The following is a 15,417-nucleotide window of genomic DNA, read 5'->3' as shown; positions in this document are numbered from 1 at the left end:
ATAGCGAGGTTTACGGGACATGGCATTGACCCCCAATGAAGCGTATGCGGCCAAGCAGCCGTTTGTGGACAAGGAGACGCTCGAGCATATCGTCGAGCAGTTCCCCACGCCGTTTCATCTATACGACGAGGCGGGCATCCGCCGCAACATGCAAGAGGTGCGCGACGCCTTCACATGGAACCCGGGCTTTAAGGAATACTTTGCCGTCAAGGCCAATCCCAACCCGGCGCTCATCTCCATTCTCAACGAATACGGCTGCGGCTGCGATTGCTCGAGCTATACCGAGCTCATGATCGCCCGTTCGCTGGGTATCACGGGACACGACATCATGTTCTCGTCCAACGACACGCCGGCAGCGGACTTTGAGCTCGCCGACAAGCTGGGCGCCATCGTCAACTTCGACGACATCAGCCACATCGAGTTCTTTGAGCGCGTCGCAGGCCCCGTCCCCAAGACGGTCAGCTGCCGCTTTAATCCGGGCGGCCTATTCCAGCTCTCCAACGGCATCATGGATAACCCCGGCGACTCCAAGTACGGCATGACCACCGAGCAACTCTTCGAGGCCTTCCGCATGCTCAAGGCCAAGGGCGCCGAAAACTTTGGCATCCACGCATTCCTTGCCAGCAACACCGTCACCAACGACTACTACCCCAAGCTCGCGCGCATCCTCTTTGAGCTTGCCGTGCGCCTGGAGCGTGAGACCGGCGCACATGTCGCCTTCATCAATCTGTCCGGCGGCGTCGGCATCCCCTATCTGCCCGAGCAGCAGGCCAACGACATTCACGCCATCGGCGAGGGAGTGCACGCGGCCTACGACGAGATCCTGGTTCCCGCCGGTATGGGCGATGTGGCCATCTGCACCGAGATGGGCCGCTTTATGATGGGCCCCTACGGCTGCCTGGTCACCAAGGCCATCCACGAGAAGCAGATCTACAAGGACTATATCGGTGTCGATGCAAGCGCCGTCGATCTGATCCGCCCTGCCATGTATGGCGCTTACCACCACATTACGGTGATGGGCCAGCCGGGTGGCGCCGACAAGACCGCGGCGCCTGTCACAAACACGTACGACATTACGGGCAATCTGTGCGAGAACAACGACAAGTTCGCCATCGATCGCGAGTTACCGCATATCGACATGGGCGACCTGCTTGTGATTCACGATACCGGTGCGCATGGCTACTCCATGGGCTACAACTACAACGGACGGCTGCGCTCCGCCGAGATCCTGCTACGTCCCGATGGCTCGGCCGACCTCATACGCCGCGCCGAGCGCCCGGACGATTATTTTGCCACGCTCGACGTGTTGCCGAGCGGCCGAGAGCTGCTGGCCAAGTCGCGCGCCGAAAGTGCTCGCCGTCGCGCTCAAGACGAGCGCCTGGCCGTCGCCGCCCAATGGAATAAGCGCATCCAGATCGCGGACGCGAAGGAGAAGAACATGGACATCCGCAATCTTGAGGGCTCAATCGTCGCCCTTGTTACGCCGTTTAAAAAGGACGGCAGTGTCGACTTTGACGCACTCGAGCGCCTTATCGATTTCCACCTGCAAAATGGCACCGACGCCATCCTCACCCTAGGCACCACCGGTGAGAGTGCCACGATGACTGATGACGAGGATAACTCCGTCGTCGCCGCCGTGGTCAAGCATGTTGCAGGACGCGTCCCCGTCATCGCTGGTTCGGGCTCCAACTCCACGCAGACCATGCTCACCAAGTCGCTCACCTATCAGGGCCTGGGCGCCGACGGCCTGCTGCTCATTACCCCCTACTACAACAAGTCCAATGAAGAGGGTATCTATCAGCACTTTAAGACCGTCGCCGATGCCGTGGACATCCCCTGCATCCTGTACAACATTCCCGGCCGCTGCGGCTGCGGCATCAGCGAGCGCAATGTGGAGCGCCTGGCCGCACACCCCAACATCATGGGTATTAAGGAAGCCTCGGGCAACGTCGCCTACGCGGCCAAGATCGCTCACCTGCTGTCCGACGACTTCCGCATGTACTCGGGTGAGGATGCCCTTACCGTACCGCTCATGAGCCTGGGCGCCTCGGGCACCATCAGCGTGTGGGCCGGCGTTCAGCCGCAGCTTGTGCATGACATGTGCCGCGCCTATCTGGACGGTGACGTGGCACGTGCCCGCGATATCCAGATTGCCGGCCAGCCGCTCATCAATGCCCTCTTTAGCGAGGTCAACCCCATCCCCGTCAAGGAAGCGCTCGCTCAGATAGGTATGATCGAGGCAAACTACCGCATGCCGCTGTGCCCCATGACAGACGACACGCGCGCCGCACTTACCGATGCTCTGAAGGGAGCTGGTCTGCTTGATTAAGACCGTCATTATGGGAACGGGCCGCATGGGCTCGCTCATCCGCACTACCGCCGAGGGCATTGTCGACGCCGCCGGTCAGCCCGTTTTCGACATCGTCGCCCAGATCGGCTTCGACTTGTCCGAGCTCGAGAACGCCCCGGCAGCCGACGTCATCATCGACTTCTCGAACGTCGTGACCTTCGATGCCGTCGTCGCCTATGTCGGGCGCACGGGCGCGGCGTTGGTCTCGGGCACCACGGGCTATACGCCCGAGCAGATGGATCGCCTGCGCGAGCTGGGTCGGAACGCCCGCGTCATGCACTCCGGCAATTACTCCATCGGTATCGCAGTCCTGCGCCATCTGGTGGCACAGGGCACACGCGAGCTGCCCGGCTTTGACTGCGAAATCGTCGAGACGCACCATAACCAAAAGGTCGACGCCCCGAGCGGCACTGCTAAGTTGTTGCTCGACGCCATCGTCGAAGCTGAGCCCGAGGCAGGCTACTACCCCGTCTATGGCCGCGAGGGCATGTGCGGTGCGCGTGACCCCAAGGAGATCGGTATGCACTCGCTGCGCGGCGGCACCGTCGCCGGCGTGCACAAAGTAAGTTTCTTTGGCCAGGACGAGGAGGTCACGCTCACGCACCGCGCCACGAGCCGCCAGATCTTCGTCAACGGCGCCCTGGCAGCCGCGCAGAAGCTCGTCACCCGCGAACCCGGCTTCTATACGTTCGACCAGGTCATGTTTGCCTAACCAGGTATCAACCGTATCCACGCAAAGGAGAAACAATATATGAGTAACGCAGCCGAGATGAATGCACAAGAGATTATCAACTACATCGCCACCGCGCCCAAAAAGACGCCCGTTAAGCTGTACGTGCGCGAGAAGCCGGGCATGAAGGTTGCCTGGGGCAATGCACACGTCTACGGCGGTCGTCGTGGCAAGACCGTCTTTGGTGACTGGGATGAGCTCAAGGCCATCCTGGATGCCAATGCCGACTCCATCGACTACTACGATGTGGAGAACGACTGCCGCAACTCCGCCGTCCCCATGCTCGACCTTAAGGGCATCAACGCCCGCATCGAGCCGGGCGCGATCATCCGCGACCGCGTCGAGATCGGCGACCGCGCCGTCATCATGATGGGTGCCATTATCAACATCGGCTCCGTCATTGGCGAAGGCTCCATGATCGACATGGGCGCCGTGCTGGGCGGCCGCGCCACCGTGGGCAAGAACTGCCACATCGGCGCCGGCACCGTGCTGGCAGGCGTTGTGGAGCCCGCCAGCGCCACGCCCGTCATCATCGAGGACGATGTCATGATCGGCGCCAACGCCGTGGTCCTGGAGGGCGTGCACGTAGGCAAGGGCGCTGTCGTCGCCGCCGGCGCCGTGTGCGTCGAGGACGTCCCCGCCGGTGCCGTCGTGGCCGGTGTCCCCGCCCGCGTCATCAAGATGCGCGACGAAAAGACCGACAGCAAGACCGGCCTGGAAGAGGGCCTGCGCCAGCTCTAGGGTTACGCGGTTTTACCAAACCGCGTAACGGCTCGACACTCCAAACGACCCAGAGCGGCAATCTGACATTCAATCGTCGGGCATGACCAAAAGGTCAATGCCCTCCTCTTTCACGTCACCTTGCTCGCTCTGGGTCGTTTTCGTTGACTTATGCTCAACCTGCGGGGTAATTCAGCTCCAAGCAAAAAGGCCGAAGCCCTCATCCGGGGCTTCGGCCTTTGTTTTTTTGCGGCGTCCAAGCGCAGTTTATCGATTCTCAATTGACCCGATGTTTTTGAGCTCGATGGAGATGAGGCCGTTGGGCTCGTTGACAAACTCGATGTACTCGGAGTTCGAACCCATCTCGGCCGGGAAGCTGATCTCGATGCCCGTGTCGGTACGAATCTTGTGATTGCGCACGGCCGCGCGCTCGACCTGCTTGCGCTCCACGGGCACGCGCTCAGGAACCCTCTCCTCGGTCAGTGCCGCGCGCACGCTTTCCTTGATGACCGGTTCGTCCTCAAAGACCTCATCGACGATATCCCAAGGCGGCAGCTCCTCGTCATCCTCGACCTTCTCGGCAACGGCAGCCTTAACCTTAGCGAGCGCCACGGCCGTGTTGGCGCCGTGCTCTTCGGCGACCTCCTCGACCACGCGCGTCACCGTGTCGATGACCTCCTTACCCGAAACGCCCGTGTCGCATTGCAGCAGGCCGTCGGGAATGAGCATGCGATCCTCGCCGGCAATCTTGCGCTTCTTATCCACATAGCCGATCTCCATGGTGCTTGCACGCACGATTGCATAGCTCGGCACCTTTTGCGAGGGGTTGGGCAGAATGGCGTAGTGGCGCGCAATATCGTTGCGCACCTCGCCTTCTTCGCGGCCCACCTCGTGCATGAATGCCTGCTTAGAGCCCAGCAGCATCACGGCAAACCAGCGGGCATCCTCATCGTCGTCAAAATCGGCCACAAGCACGTCAGTGGACTCGGCTTTCTCGGCCTTGGTGAGTTCGGAAGAGATGAACTCCGCAATCTGCTGCGACAGGTCCACAAACTCGCGCTCGCCAAAGAAATAGCCCTTGAGCTCGCCGCCAAACGCAGAGTTCTCGGCAAACGTGGCGCGTTTATTGTCGGCCGAGGTACGAGCGCGCCGCAGGTGCGTGGTTACGAAATTACGCACGGTGCGGCTCTCGATATCGAGCTCGCGTTGGCTCATGACGTTGACGGCAGAGTCAAAGTCCAGGATATGCAGAATCGCGTGATTGATTTTCATATACGGCATTCCGTTCTAGATTGAATTGAGCACGAACCAGTATAGCGGTCGAGCCCGCCCCAAGCGCATCGAAGATTGGTGCATCGGGGACAGGTTGCTTTGCACCAATGGCTAGCGCAGGAGCTCGGACTGCCACACCTCGAGCTGTTCTGCCAGGCTCTTACCACTAGAAGGCACGCTGAACTCGGGACGTTTGGGCAGCAGCGCACACTTAAGAATTGCCACGATGGTCTGCGAGACAAAGCGTCGCGTATCCTTGTCAAACCCTTGCGCAGCCTGGAGCATCACGGGCAGGCTCTCGCGCAGATTCCCAGCGATATCCGCAAACCGCTCAGCACCCGTAGCCTCAAACACGGAGAACAACGCATCTACAAAACGCTCGCGCTCGCTAGGCGAAACTGCAAGCAGCATCTCGCGAATGGAGCCATCAACGTATCGAGCACCGGCGGACAGGCGCTCACAGTACACGAAGTCGCGACCATCAACCACCCAGCTAAAGGGATTGTGCTGCAGCAGGCTGAACTCGGTGCTCTCAACGATGGCATAGTCCTCCTGTGTCTCGAACATCATGCCAAAGATCGACGACCGAGGTAGCGTCTTGTCGATTCGACCGGAAAGATCGGCAAAGGCGTTGCCGTTCAGAAACTCCTCGACGAAACCCGGACCATCGTGGGAATACGCCCGTTCGATTCGCGCACGGGCGACATCGGAGCACATCGCCGCACCGTAAACCGCAAGGTTTCCACCCTTGGAATGACCTCCGCACAAAAGCGGCCCGTCAATCGCATCCGCCGCCTCGTCCACATAACGCGCCGCGGATTCCTGGGCCGGCACAGGATACCGGAACGCCATGTTAAAGTCCTCTTTCCAGCCCACAATCGTGCTGTCGGTCCCCCGGAAGGAAAGATAGCTAAACCCCGCCGGAAACCGGAACGCCATGGCTGCAAACTGCTCTGTCGCCACCACATCGCTCACGGCACGATAGCCGCAAACGTGCACGCCACGGTAGCGAGGGCTTGCTGCCACGGCCTCCAACAAGGCCCTGCTCCCCTCTGGATCCCACAAGTCGTCAATCATGTCCCGGTAGCACTCGGCACGCAGCAGCTCGCGAACGTCTAGGCCCTGCCAGCCCTCAAGCTCTGGCATGTCCTGAGGCAGGCGCAAATACGACAACCAGGCAAAGACCAGACTGTCCACCGCGCAAAACGACCGCTCATCAAACGAGTCAAAGGCTGTCTGGGCATAGGTCAAAAAGTTAGGCGAATCAGACATGGCCCTCCCATCAACAATGGTGCAAGGGGGACAGGCTGGTTTTGCACCGATTGCACCTCATTTGATGCAAACAAACCTGTCCCCAATGCACCAAAAAGGCGCCCGGGTCACATGGATCCGGGCGCCTTCATTGTAGCCTGTTGCTCAAACGAGCCGAATTTAGCAGGAGAAGTCAACGCTGTCGATGATGTCCTTGAGGGCCTTTGCGGAGGCGGTGAGCTCATGCTGCTCGTCGTCGTTCAGCGGCACGGGAACGCGGCAGACGACGCCGTCGCGGCCAACGACGGTCGGCATGGAGATGGCAAGATCGGACAGGCCATACTCGCCCACCATGAGCGAGGAAACGGGCAGAACGGTCTGCTCATCGCGCATGACGGCAGTGCAGATGCGCTTGACGGCCATGGCGACGCCGTAGTAGGTGGCGTGCTTCTTCTCGATGATGGTGTAGGCGGAGTTCTTGACGTCCTCGGCGATACGCTTCTCGGCGGCTTCGTGCTCCAGGTGGCCGTGAAGCTCGCAGAAGGTGTTCAGCGGAACGCCGGCAACCTGAGCGCTGGACCAAGCGACAAACTCGGAGTCGCCGTGCTCACCCATGACATAGGCCTGAACGTCGCGCGGGTCAACCTCAACGTGAGCGCCGAGCATCTGCTGCAGACGGCCGGTATCGAGCACGGTGCCGGAGCCGATGACATGGCCCTCGGGCAAGCCGGACATCTTAATGGCGGCGTAGGTCAGAACGTCGACCGGGTTGGAGACGATGAGCAGAATGCCGTCGAAGCCAGACTTCTTAATCTCGGGGATAATGGACTTAAAGATGTTGACGTTCTTATTGACCAGGTCCAGGCGGGTCTCACCGGGCTTCTGGGCAGCGCCAGCGGTGACGACGATCATGGCGGCGTCGGCGACATCGGAATAATCGCCGGCGTAGATCTTCATCGGCTCGGCAAACGTCATGCCGTGCGCGATATCCAGGGCCTCACCCTCGGCGCGGTTCTTGTCCACGTCGATGAGAACCATCTCGGAGAACAGACCGCTCTGCATCAACGCGAACGCCGAAGACGAACCGACGAAACCGCAGCCGACAATAGCGACCTTCTTCTCGTTAACCATTAGAAACTCCCATCTCTCTCCACAAACAAGCCGCCCGGGAACGACCCGAGCGGCTTGCCGTAATCCCAATACATCCAATCGGGACTTTGATTATGCTCCTATTCGCAGCCAAATATCGACCGCTTACCGAAATTATTTGCAGAATTCGTAAAATAACTGCACGAAATCGGTTTCGAGCTATTGACGAGCCGAAACAACTTTCTAATACAGGCCAGCCTCGCGAATGGCCTCGACAGCCAAAGCGATCTGGTCGGGCGGCAAGACCAGCGCCATGCGCACGTGCCCCTCGCCCGAAGGACCAAAGCTCGCGCCCGGCGTCACCACAACGCCGGCCTTCTCCATAAGCTCCTCGCAAAACGCCATGGAATCGGTGCGACCACCGGGAAGCTTGGCCCACACGAACATGGAGCCATGCGCGTTGGGACGCTCCCAGCCCAGGCCCTCAAGACCGTCGCACAGGGCATCGCGGCGCTCCTGGTACTTCAGACGCTGCGCCTCGACCTCATCGCGCGGACCGTTCAGACAGGCGATAGCAGCCTTCTGGATCGGGAAGAACATACCAAAGTCGATTTGGCTGCGCAGCTTGGCAAAGGCCGAGACCACGTCCTCGCGGCCGACCAAAAAGCCGATACGCGCACCGGTGACGTTAAACGACTTGGAGAGCGAGAAGAACTCAACGCCCACCTCGAGCGCACCGGGATACTGCAAGAAGCTTCCGCCCGGCTCGCCGTCGAACACGATGTCGGAGTACGCGTTGTCGTGAACAATCAGTAGATCGTGCTCACGCGCGAAGGCGATAATCTCCTCGTAGACCTCGGGCGTACCCACCGAGCCGACCGGGTTCGCGGGCAACGAAACGATCATGTACTTGGCGCGATCGGCCACCTCGGGATCGATGCCCGCCACATAGGGCAGGTAATTGTGCTCGGCAACCAGCGGATAGTACTCGAGCTTGGCATCGGCGATCTTCGCACCCGCCTCAAAGACCGGGTAGCACGGATCGGGAACTAGAATGGTGTCACCCGGATCGAGCAGGGCCAGGCCCAAATGACCCACGCCCTCCTGCGTGCCGTTGCACGACTGCACCATGGACGGCGTAATGCCCGAAACGCCAAAGCGACGCTCGTAGTAATCGCACACGGCTTGCTTAAGCTCAGGCAGGTCGCGCAGGGCGTACTTCCACATCTCGGGATCTTGGGCCGCCTGCGTGAGCGCCTCGACCACGTGGTCGTACGGCTTAAAGTCGGGCGTGCCCACGCTCATGTTGTAAATGGTCTTGCCCTGAGCCTTCAGCGCGAGAAGCTTGTTGTTGAGCGAGGCGAAGACCTCCGCGCCAAAGCGGTCGAGACGCTGCGATGCCTGCATGGTGCCACCTTTCGATATGAAAAACGCGGCGCTCTGACAAGAGCGCCGCGCGATACGGGCCATCAGATTGCAAAAGTGTAACGCTTGCAACCCCCGTATTGGTTCAATTTAGCCAACCTTAGTCAACTGCATCGAGCGCGTCGATCTGCGCAAGCCACAGATGCGAGCTGGCGTCACTCGGCATACGCCAATCACCGCGCGGGCTGAGTGTCACCGAGCCCACCTTGGGACCATCAGGCAGACAGCTGCGCTTAAACTGCTGGGCAAAGAAGCGACGGTAGAACGTACGCAACCACGTGTGAACGGTCTTGGCGTCGTAGACGCCCTCAAAGCTCTTGAGCGCCATGCGGTAGATCTTGCCCGGCTCAAAGCCAAAACGCAGCAGGTAATAGAGGAAGTAATCGTGCAGCTCGTACGGCCCCACCAAATTCTCGGTCTTCTGCGCAATCTCGCCATCGCCCGTGGGCGGCAGAAGCTCGGGGGACACTGGCGTATCGAGGATATCGAGCAGGACCTCGGCAATGCGCCCACCAAAGACATCGGCCGCATAGCGCACCAGATGGCGCACAAGCGTCTTGGGCACGCTCGCGTTGACGGCGTACATGCTCATGTGGTCGCCGTTATAGGTAGCCCAGCCGAGCGCCAGCTCCGACAGATCGCCCGTGCCGATGACAAAACCGCCAGCCTGGTTGGCCAGATCCATCAAAATCTGCGTACGCTCGCGCGCCTGGCTGTTCTCGTAGGTCACGTCCTGCACGGCCGGATCGTGCTCAATGTCCTTGAAGTGCTGTTCCACAGCCGCGTGGATCGAAACCTCGCGGAAGCTCACACCCAGGTCGCGGGCGAGCGACTCGGCATTCGACTTGGTGCGATGCGTCGTGCCAAAGCCGGGCATGGACACGGCTGTGATACCGGTGCGCGGCAGCCCCAGTGCATCGAAGGCGCGAACCGTCACGAGCAGCGCCAGCGTGGAGTCCAGGCCGCCTGAAAGACCGATGACTGCGGCCTTGGTACCCGTATGGGCAAGGCGGGTCTTGAGGCCGGCGGTCTGCAGGTCGAGGATGGTCTCGCAACGCTCGGCCAGGTCGCCATGGTCGGCCGGCACAAAGGGCGCGCGGGGGAAGACACGGTCGATGTCGAACGCATCGCGCAGGACAGGTTCATCTGCCGGCACGCCCTCAAACGAAAATTCAACGGTCGTGGCCTCCGGCGCATCGTCCGTGCGCGTCCACGTCGTCGAGCGACGGCGCTCGGCAACCAGGCGGTCAAGGTCAACGTCGGCGACGGCCATGTCGCAGGTAAGCAGCTTGGTCGCGGCGAGCTTGGAGCCGTTTTCGTAGACGAGGTTCTCCCCCGCAAAGACCATGTCGGTCGTGGACTCGCCCTCGCTCGCGTCTGCATAGGCATAGGCACAGTACAGGCGCGCACTCTGATTGGAGATAAGGCTGCGGCGGTAATCTGCCTTACCGATAATCTCGTCCGAGGCCGACGGATTGAGAATCACCGTCGCACCGGCAAGCGCCATCTCGGTCGAAGGGGGCGCCGGCACCCACAGGTCCTCACAGACCTCAACGCCCAGCACCAGGTCCTCGGCGCCCTCATCACAGCAGCGGTAGACAAGCCCCGAACCCAGCGAAACCGGACCCTGACCGGCAAACTCGACCCACACAGGATCCGCAGGCGCCGGAGCAAACCAACGGCACTCATAGAACTCGCCATAGTTGGGCAGATACTTCTTGGCCGTAAGACCCAAAAGCTCACCCGCACAGCACACGGCGGCGCAGTTGTAGATGTTCTCGGCCACCGCCACGGGAAGACCGATGGTAAAGACAATCGGCAGCTCACGAGTCTCATCGAGGATATGCACCAGAGCAACCTCGCAGGCATGCAGCAGCGTGCGATTATGGAACAGGTCGGCCGCGGTATAGCCGGTCAGGTTAAGCTCGGGCAACACCAGCGCGCGAACGCCGCGCTCGGCAGCCTCGCGAACAGCCGTCAGTGCAACCTCGGCATTGCCCTCGACATCGGCCACGCGAATCCGCGGCGAGGCCGCCGCCACACGCAAAAAGCCATCAGACTGAGAAAGGTGAAGATTCATAAGAATGCCCCCGTGCGTAAACGCCATTCACAACAATTAGCAAGCCCTATTGTAGTTCAACCGCCGGGTGTAACCGCATCCCACCAACTTGGTGAGCTATTGATGAGTTGATGGTATCTGTTAAATGTCACGTACGATTCACATCTGATGGGTACCCTGATGGCTGCATGAAACGAAGCAGATTTACACCGGGAGGGCCCCGTATGACAACCAAGTACACCGACGCGCCGCGCACGCGCGTCATGACACCAGCCGCGCTCAACAACGGCGTTCACGAAAACCATTCCATCGGACAGACCATGGCCATCGCGCCCAAAAAGGGCCTGTTCGATGACATTTCCATTCCCCAGATCATCGCCGGCGCCGCAGCAGCCGCCACAAGCGTCGCGCTTGCTTCCAAGATTGGTATCGCAGGTTCAGTAATTGGCGCCGCCGTGAGCTCGGTCATCACCGTTGTGTCCTCGCAGGTCTACCGCCACTTTATCTCTGCCAGCGCCAAAGCCCTCAAAGGTACGCACGCCGACGTCGACTACCCCGCCGGCGCCTATGAGCCTGTTGAGTTTGATGCCAAGGAACACCTGGGCGGCGCCGCGACTACGCAAGAGATGCGCCAGATTGCGGGGCGCGCGACCACGGCGCGCGTTGCCCCCAACAGCTTGCGCGCCAAGGCGGCGGCAGAGCGCAGCCAGACGCAAAAGAAGGTCATCATCTTCTCGATCGCCATCGCCATCGTCGCGGTCATCGCCTGCACCGGCGCCATCCTTATCACCACCGCCGGTGAGGGTCTGGGCGAGCGCCCCGAGCCGATTCTGTCGTCGCGCACGACCGAGCACGACGCGGATAGCACTGGTCAATCGCAAAGCCAGCAGGACGACTCGCAGGGCACCTCCGCATCCACCGACTCGTCCTCGAACACCCCCGATCAATCGCAGGGCGTCGATTCTTCCGTGAACAACAGCGGCACGCAATCCGGCACGACCGACTCAAGCCAAACGACTGACAGCTCGCAGCCGAGCACGGGCGACCAGACAAGCGACAATACATCGGGCACGGGATCTACCGACAACAGCAGCACTAACAGCTCGAGCGGAACCGCGTCCGGCACGGCATCTGACAGCTCGAGCCAAGGCACGGCGTCGGGCAACTAAGCACGTTTGCCTCTCATAGATAACCGACCTGTATAACGGGCGCGAACCGGCAACGGTCGCGCCCGTTTGCCTTGGGCGCCGAGGTGGCACGCCCCGTGCGATGGTAAGATGCTTTGGTGTGTAAAGAGGAGATTTGCCATGAGCAAGACAATAGTTAAGCCCACGCTATCGCTGGGCAACCACATCTATCTATATCGTCTGCTGCGCGATGCGATTGGGTGCGGCAAGCAAACGTTTATGACGCAGGTCGAGGAGACGCTCGCCGCCGGCGACATGGCCGCTTATGACCTGGGCTTCGAGTCCACGCGCGAGCTGCTCGAGGAGCTCGATGACTGCATCAAGCTGACCGTCTTTAAGGGCGGTCGCCTGTATGCCACCGTCATCGCCAACGAGGCCTGGGATGCCGCCCTTGCCAAGGGCGAGGACAAGCCCAAGGCAACCAAAGGAGCCAAGCAGTCCTACAAAAAGAAAAAGCGCGGCGAGAAGGACCTCAAGGCCGTGCGCCCCAAGCACGTTAAGCGTCCCGAGCCCGAAGCCATGGTTGACGCCGCGCCGGAACCCGAGCCCGAGACAGAGATCGAAATCGCTATTGAGGTAACAGCAGAAGCCGAAACCGAAATCGCCGCCACGACCAATCCCAAAGTCATATCCGAGCAGGAAGCCACTGTGGAGCTCAACGAAGCTCCCAAGTCGACAACCGAAGAAGCCGCTGGCCAGCCCGAGACGTCTGCGTTCCAAAACAGCGATGTCTTTGGCGACGAGGCCGAGGACGATCAGTCTGACGAGCCCGCCGATCAAGGCGCTGCCGAGTCGGTGCCGGAGCCCGAGACGCCGCAGCCCGCCATCTCGCTCACGGTCGTCTATGACCCCGAGAACGCCAATGCCGGCATCACCACCATGGCCTCCACGCCGGTCGAGGCAAAGTCGAGCGTTGAAAACGAGAACGCGACGCAGGTTGAGGTTGAAACTGCAGCTGCAGACGCGCCCGTCACCGTGAAGCCCGCAGATTCCACAATCAAGCCGAAAACGACGCCGGAGCCCGCACCCGTCATCGAGTCCGTGCCCACCTCTGCTTGCGACCAAATTCCCGCACCTGCACCGGCTTCGGCACCCGCAGCGGCCCCAACCCCCGCACCTGCAGCGCCCGCCATCCCCGAGGACTTCCCCGTCGATTTCGCAACCGAGGTCTTCTGTCCCGGCCCGCTTCTGCACCAGCTGTCAACCTATCTCCCCTACGGCGCCGACACGCTCGGCATCGTCGGCGAGTACTACTGGATCGCCCGCGAGCGCGGTACCATCGAGGCCGCGCGAAACCGCGCAAGCTTCCCTCTGCGCTACACGCAAGCCGGCGAGCGCCACGAAGTCACCGTGCGCATCCGCCGCAACACCACCGGCGGTCTCGGAGCCGCCTGGACCATCGATAAAGTCGAGCCTTCTACCAAGTAACAAAAAGGGACGATAACCCTCAAGGTTATCGTCCCTTTCTCGTTAGGTCACCTGAGCTCGACTAATCGCGCGTCAGCTTGCGGTGAATACGATGCGGCTGGGCTGCGTCCTCGCCCAGGCGCTCGATACGGTTGGCCTGATAGGCCTCGAAATTGCCCTCGAACCAATACCAGTTGCCCGGATTCTCGTCGGTGCCCTCCCACGCCAGAATGTGCGTGGCGACGCGGTCCAGGAACATACGATCGTGGCTAATGACCACCGAGCAGCCCGGGAACTCGAGCAGCGCCGCTTCGAGCGAAGACAGCGTCTCGACGTCGAGGTCGTTCGTGGGCTCGTCGAGGAGCAGCAAGTTGCCGCCCTGCTTGAGCGTAAGCGCCAAGTTCAGACGGTTGCGCTCGCCACCGGAGAGCACGCCAGCGCGCTTCTGCTGGTCCTGGCCCTTAAAGCCAAAGCTCGCCACATAAGCGCGGCTCGGAACCTCGGTCTCGCCGACCATCATGTGGTCCAGGCCGTCCGAGACGACCTCCCATAGGTTCTTATCGGGGTCGATGCCGGAACGGTTCTGGTCGACGTAAGAAATCTTGACGGTCTCGCCCACCTCGAGCTCGCCCGAACTCAGCGGCTCCAGACCCACAATCGTCTTGAACAGCGTGGTCTTACCGACGCCGTTGGGGCCGATGACGCCCACGATGCCGTTGCGCGGCAGGGTGAACGAAAGGTCGTCGATAAGCACGCGGCCATCGAACTCTTTGTGCAGGTGATGGGCCTCGAGCACCTTGTTGCCCAGACGCGGGCCCACAGGAATGCGAATGTCAGTCCAGTCGAGCTTCTGGCTTGCGCGGGCCTCGGCCTCCATCTCCTCGTAGCGAGCCAGACGGGCCTTGTTCTTGGCCTGGCGAGCCTTGGGCGAGCTGCGTACCCACTCGAGCTCGGCCTCCATGCGCTTGGCGAGCTTGGCATCGCGGTTGCCCTGCGCCTCGATACGGGCAGCCTTGGTCTCCAGATACGTGGAGTAGTTGCCCTTGTAGGGATAGAGGTGGCCGCGGTCGACCTCGCAGATCCACTCGGCAACGTTATCCAGGAAGTAGCGATCGTGCGTGACGGCAAGCACCGCGCCCTGGTAGTTGTGCAGGAAGTGCTCGAGCCACAGGATCGACTCGGCGTCCAGGTGGTTCGTGGGCTCGTCGAGCAGCAGCAGGTCGGGAGCCTCGAGCAGCAGCTTGCACAGGGCCACGCGGCGGCGCTCGCCGCCGGAAAGCACGTTGACCGGCATGTCGGAATCGGGCAGCTGCAGGGCGTCCATGGCCTGGCCGAGCTTGGAATCGATATCCCAGCCGTCGGCGGCATCAATCTCGTCCTGGAGCTTGCCCATCTCGGCCATGAGGGCGTCCATGTCGCAATCCGGGCCGCACATCTCCTCGCCGATCTTATTGAAGCGATCGACCTTGGCGATCATATCGCCAAACGCCATGCGCACGTTCTCGATAACGGTCTTGTCGTCGTCGAGCGGCGGCTCCTGCTGCAGGATGCCTACGGTGTAGCCGGGGGTGAGCCTGGCATCGCCGTTGGAGACCTCCTCGATGCCGGCCATGATCTTGAGCAGGGTCGACTTGCCCATACCGTTGGGGCCCACGACGCCGATCTTGGCACCGGGGTAGAAGCTCAGGGTCACGTCGTCAAGGATCACCTTGTCGCCATGGGCCTTGCGAGCCTGATACATCTGGTAGATAAACTCCGCCATATGTCTGTTCTATCCTTTCTACCTGCTGTTTCCCTATTCTTGATTCGCTTTAGTGGAAACGAAATGAGAAAACCAGCTCTGAAACGTAACGAAAAAGGGGCATGGTTGCCCACACCCCCTAATACTACCTGGGAAAAGTCCCCCGGAACATACTATGAACTGCAT

General features: G+C 60.9%; 11 protein-coding genes. 5 read left to right on the top strand and 6 right to left on the bottom strand.

All coding sequences use genetic code 11. The features are described from left to right. Positions 1–19: 19 nt before the first annotated feature. Genes dapA through dapD form a run of 3 tightly spaced genes read left to right on the top strand, consistent with a single transcriptional unit; the run spans position 20 to position 3,821 of the window. The gene (gene dapA, locus DXC52_RS10195) at positions 20–2,329 is read left to right on the top strand and encodes a 4-hydroxy-tetrahydrodipicolinate synthase (RefSeq protein WP_117745892.1); all 2,310 of its coding nucleotides are present in this window, start codon (positions 20–22) and stop codon (positions 2,327–2,329) included. Beyond that, on the top strand, positions 2,322–3,062 hold the full coding sequence (gene dapB / locus DXC52_RS01750) for a 4-hydroxy-tetrahydrodipicolinate reductase (protein ID WP_199409411.1): 741 nt from the start codon (positions 2,322–2,324) through the stop codon (positions 3,060–3,062). Before dapA ends, dapB begins: the two co-directional genes overlap by 8 nt. A 39-nt stretch (positions 3,063–3,101) precedes the next feature. Next, complete coding sequence (dapD, locus tag DXC52_RS01745) at positions 3,102–3,821, top strand: 2,3,4,5-tetrahydropyridine-2,6-dicarboxylate N-acetyltransferase (protein WP_117745891.1); 720 nt, start codon at positions 3,102–3,104, stop codon at positions 3,819–3,821. 246 nt (positions 3,822–4,067) lie between these two features. Here dapD and DXC52_RS01740 read toward each other — a convergent pair whose 3' ends face one another. From DXC52_RS01740 to DXC52_RS01720, 5 genes are all read right to left on the bottom strand, one after another. Then, positions 4,068–5,072, bottom strand: a complete 1,005-nt coding sequence (locus DXC52_RS01740; RefSeq protein ID WP_117745890.1) for a nucleoid-associated protein — start codon at positions 5,070–5,072, stop codon at positions 4,068–4,070. 111 nt (positions 5,073–5,183) lie between these two features. Next, positions 5,184–6,344 carry an Mbeg1-like protein gene (locus DXC52_RS01735; RefSeq protein ID WP_117745889.1) on the bottom strand — a complete coding sequence of 387 codons (1,161 nt, stop codon included), beginning with the start codon at positions 6,342–6,344 and terminating at the stop codon, positions 5,184–5,186. Positions 6,345–6,503: 159 nt separating this feature from the next. Further along, complete coding sequence (locus DXC52_RS01730; protein WP_006234343.1) at positions 6,504–7,454, bottom strand: L-lactate dehydrogenase; 951 nt, start codon at positions 7,452–7,454, stop codon at positions 6,504–6,506. Positions 7,455–7,655: 201 nt separating this feature from the next. After that, positions 7,656–8,819: a pyridoxal phosphate-dependent aminotransferase gene (locus DXC52_RS01725; protein WP_117745888.1), complete on the bottom strand. Its 1,164-nt coding sequence runs from the start codon at positions 8,817–8,819 to the stop codon at positions 7,656–7,658. Positions 8,820–8,937: 118 nt separating this feature from the next. Next, positions 8,938–10,917: an NAD(+) synthase gene (locus DXC52_RS01720; RefSeq protein WP_233504727.1), complete on the bottom strand. Its 1,980-nt coding sequence runs from the start codon at positions 10,915–10,917 to the stop codon at positions 8,938–8,940. Positions 10,918–11,120: 203 nt separating this feature from the next. Here DXC52_RS01720 and DXC52_RS01715 point away from each other — a divergent pair, with 203 nt between their 5' ends. Both DXC52_RS01715 and DXC52_RS01710 read left to right on the top strand, forming a co-directional pair. Continuing rightward, positions 11,121–12,065, top strand: coding sequence for a hypothetical protein (locus tag DXC52_RS01715; protein WP_117745886.1), 945 nt, complete (start codon positions 11,121–11,123; stop codon positions 12,063–12,065). A gap of 138 nt (positions 12,066–12,203) precedes the next feature. Then, positions 12,204–13,511, top strand: coding sequence for a hypothetical protein (locus DXC52_RS01710; protein ID WP_117745885.1), 1,308 nt, complete (start codon positions 12,204–12,206; stop codon positions 13,509–13,511). 61 nt (positions 13,512–13,572) lie between these two features. Here the strand turns inward: DXC52_RS01710 and ettA are convergent, their stop codons facing one another. Then, complete coding sequence (gene ettA / locus DXC52_RS01705; RefSeq protein WP_117745884.1) at positions 13,573–15,252, bottom strand: energy-dependent translational throttle protein EttA; 1,680 nt, start codon at positions 15,250–15,252, stop codon at positions 13,573–13,575. Positions 15,253–15,417: the final 165 nt, after the last annotated feature.

The organism is Collinsella sp. TF05-9AC (assembly GCF_003438495.1).
Taxonomy (GTDB): domain Bacteria; phylum Actinomycetota; class Coriobacteriia; order Coriobacteriales; family Coriobacteriaceae; genus Collinsella.
The sequence above is the reverse complement of the archived record's forward strand: the minus strand, read 5'-3'. Positions and strand labels throughout refer to the sequence as shown.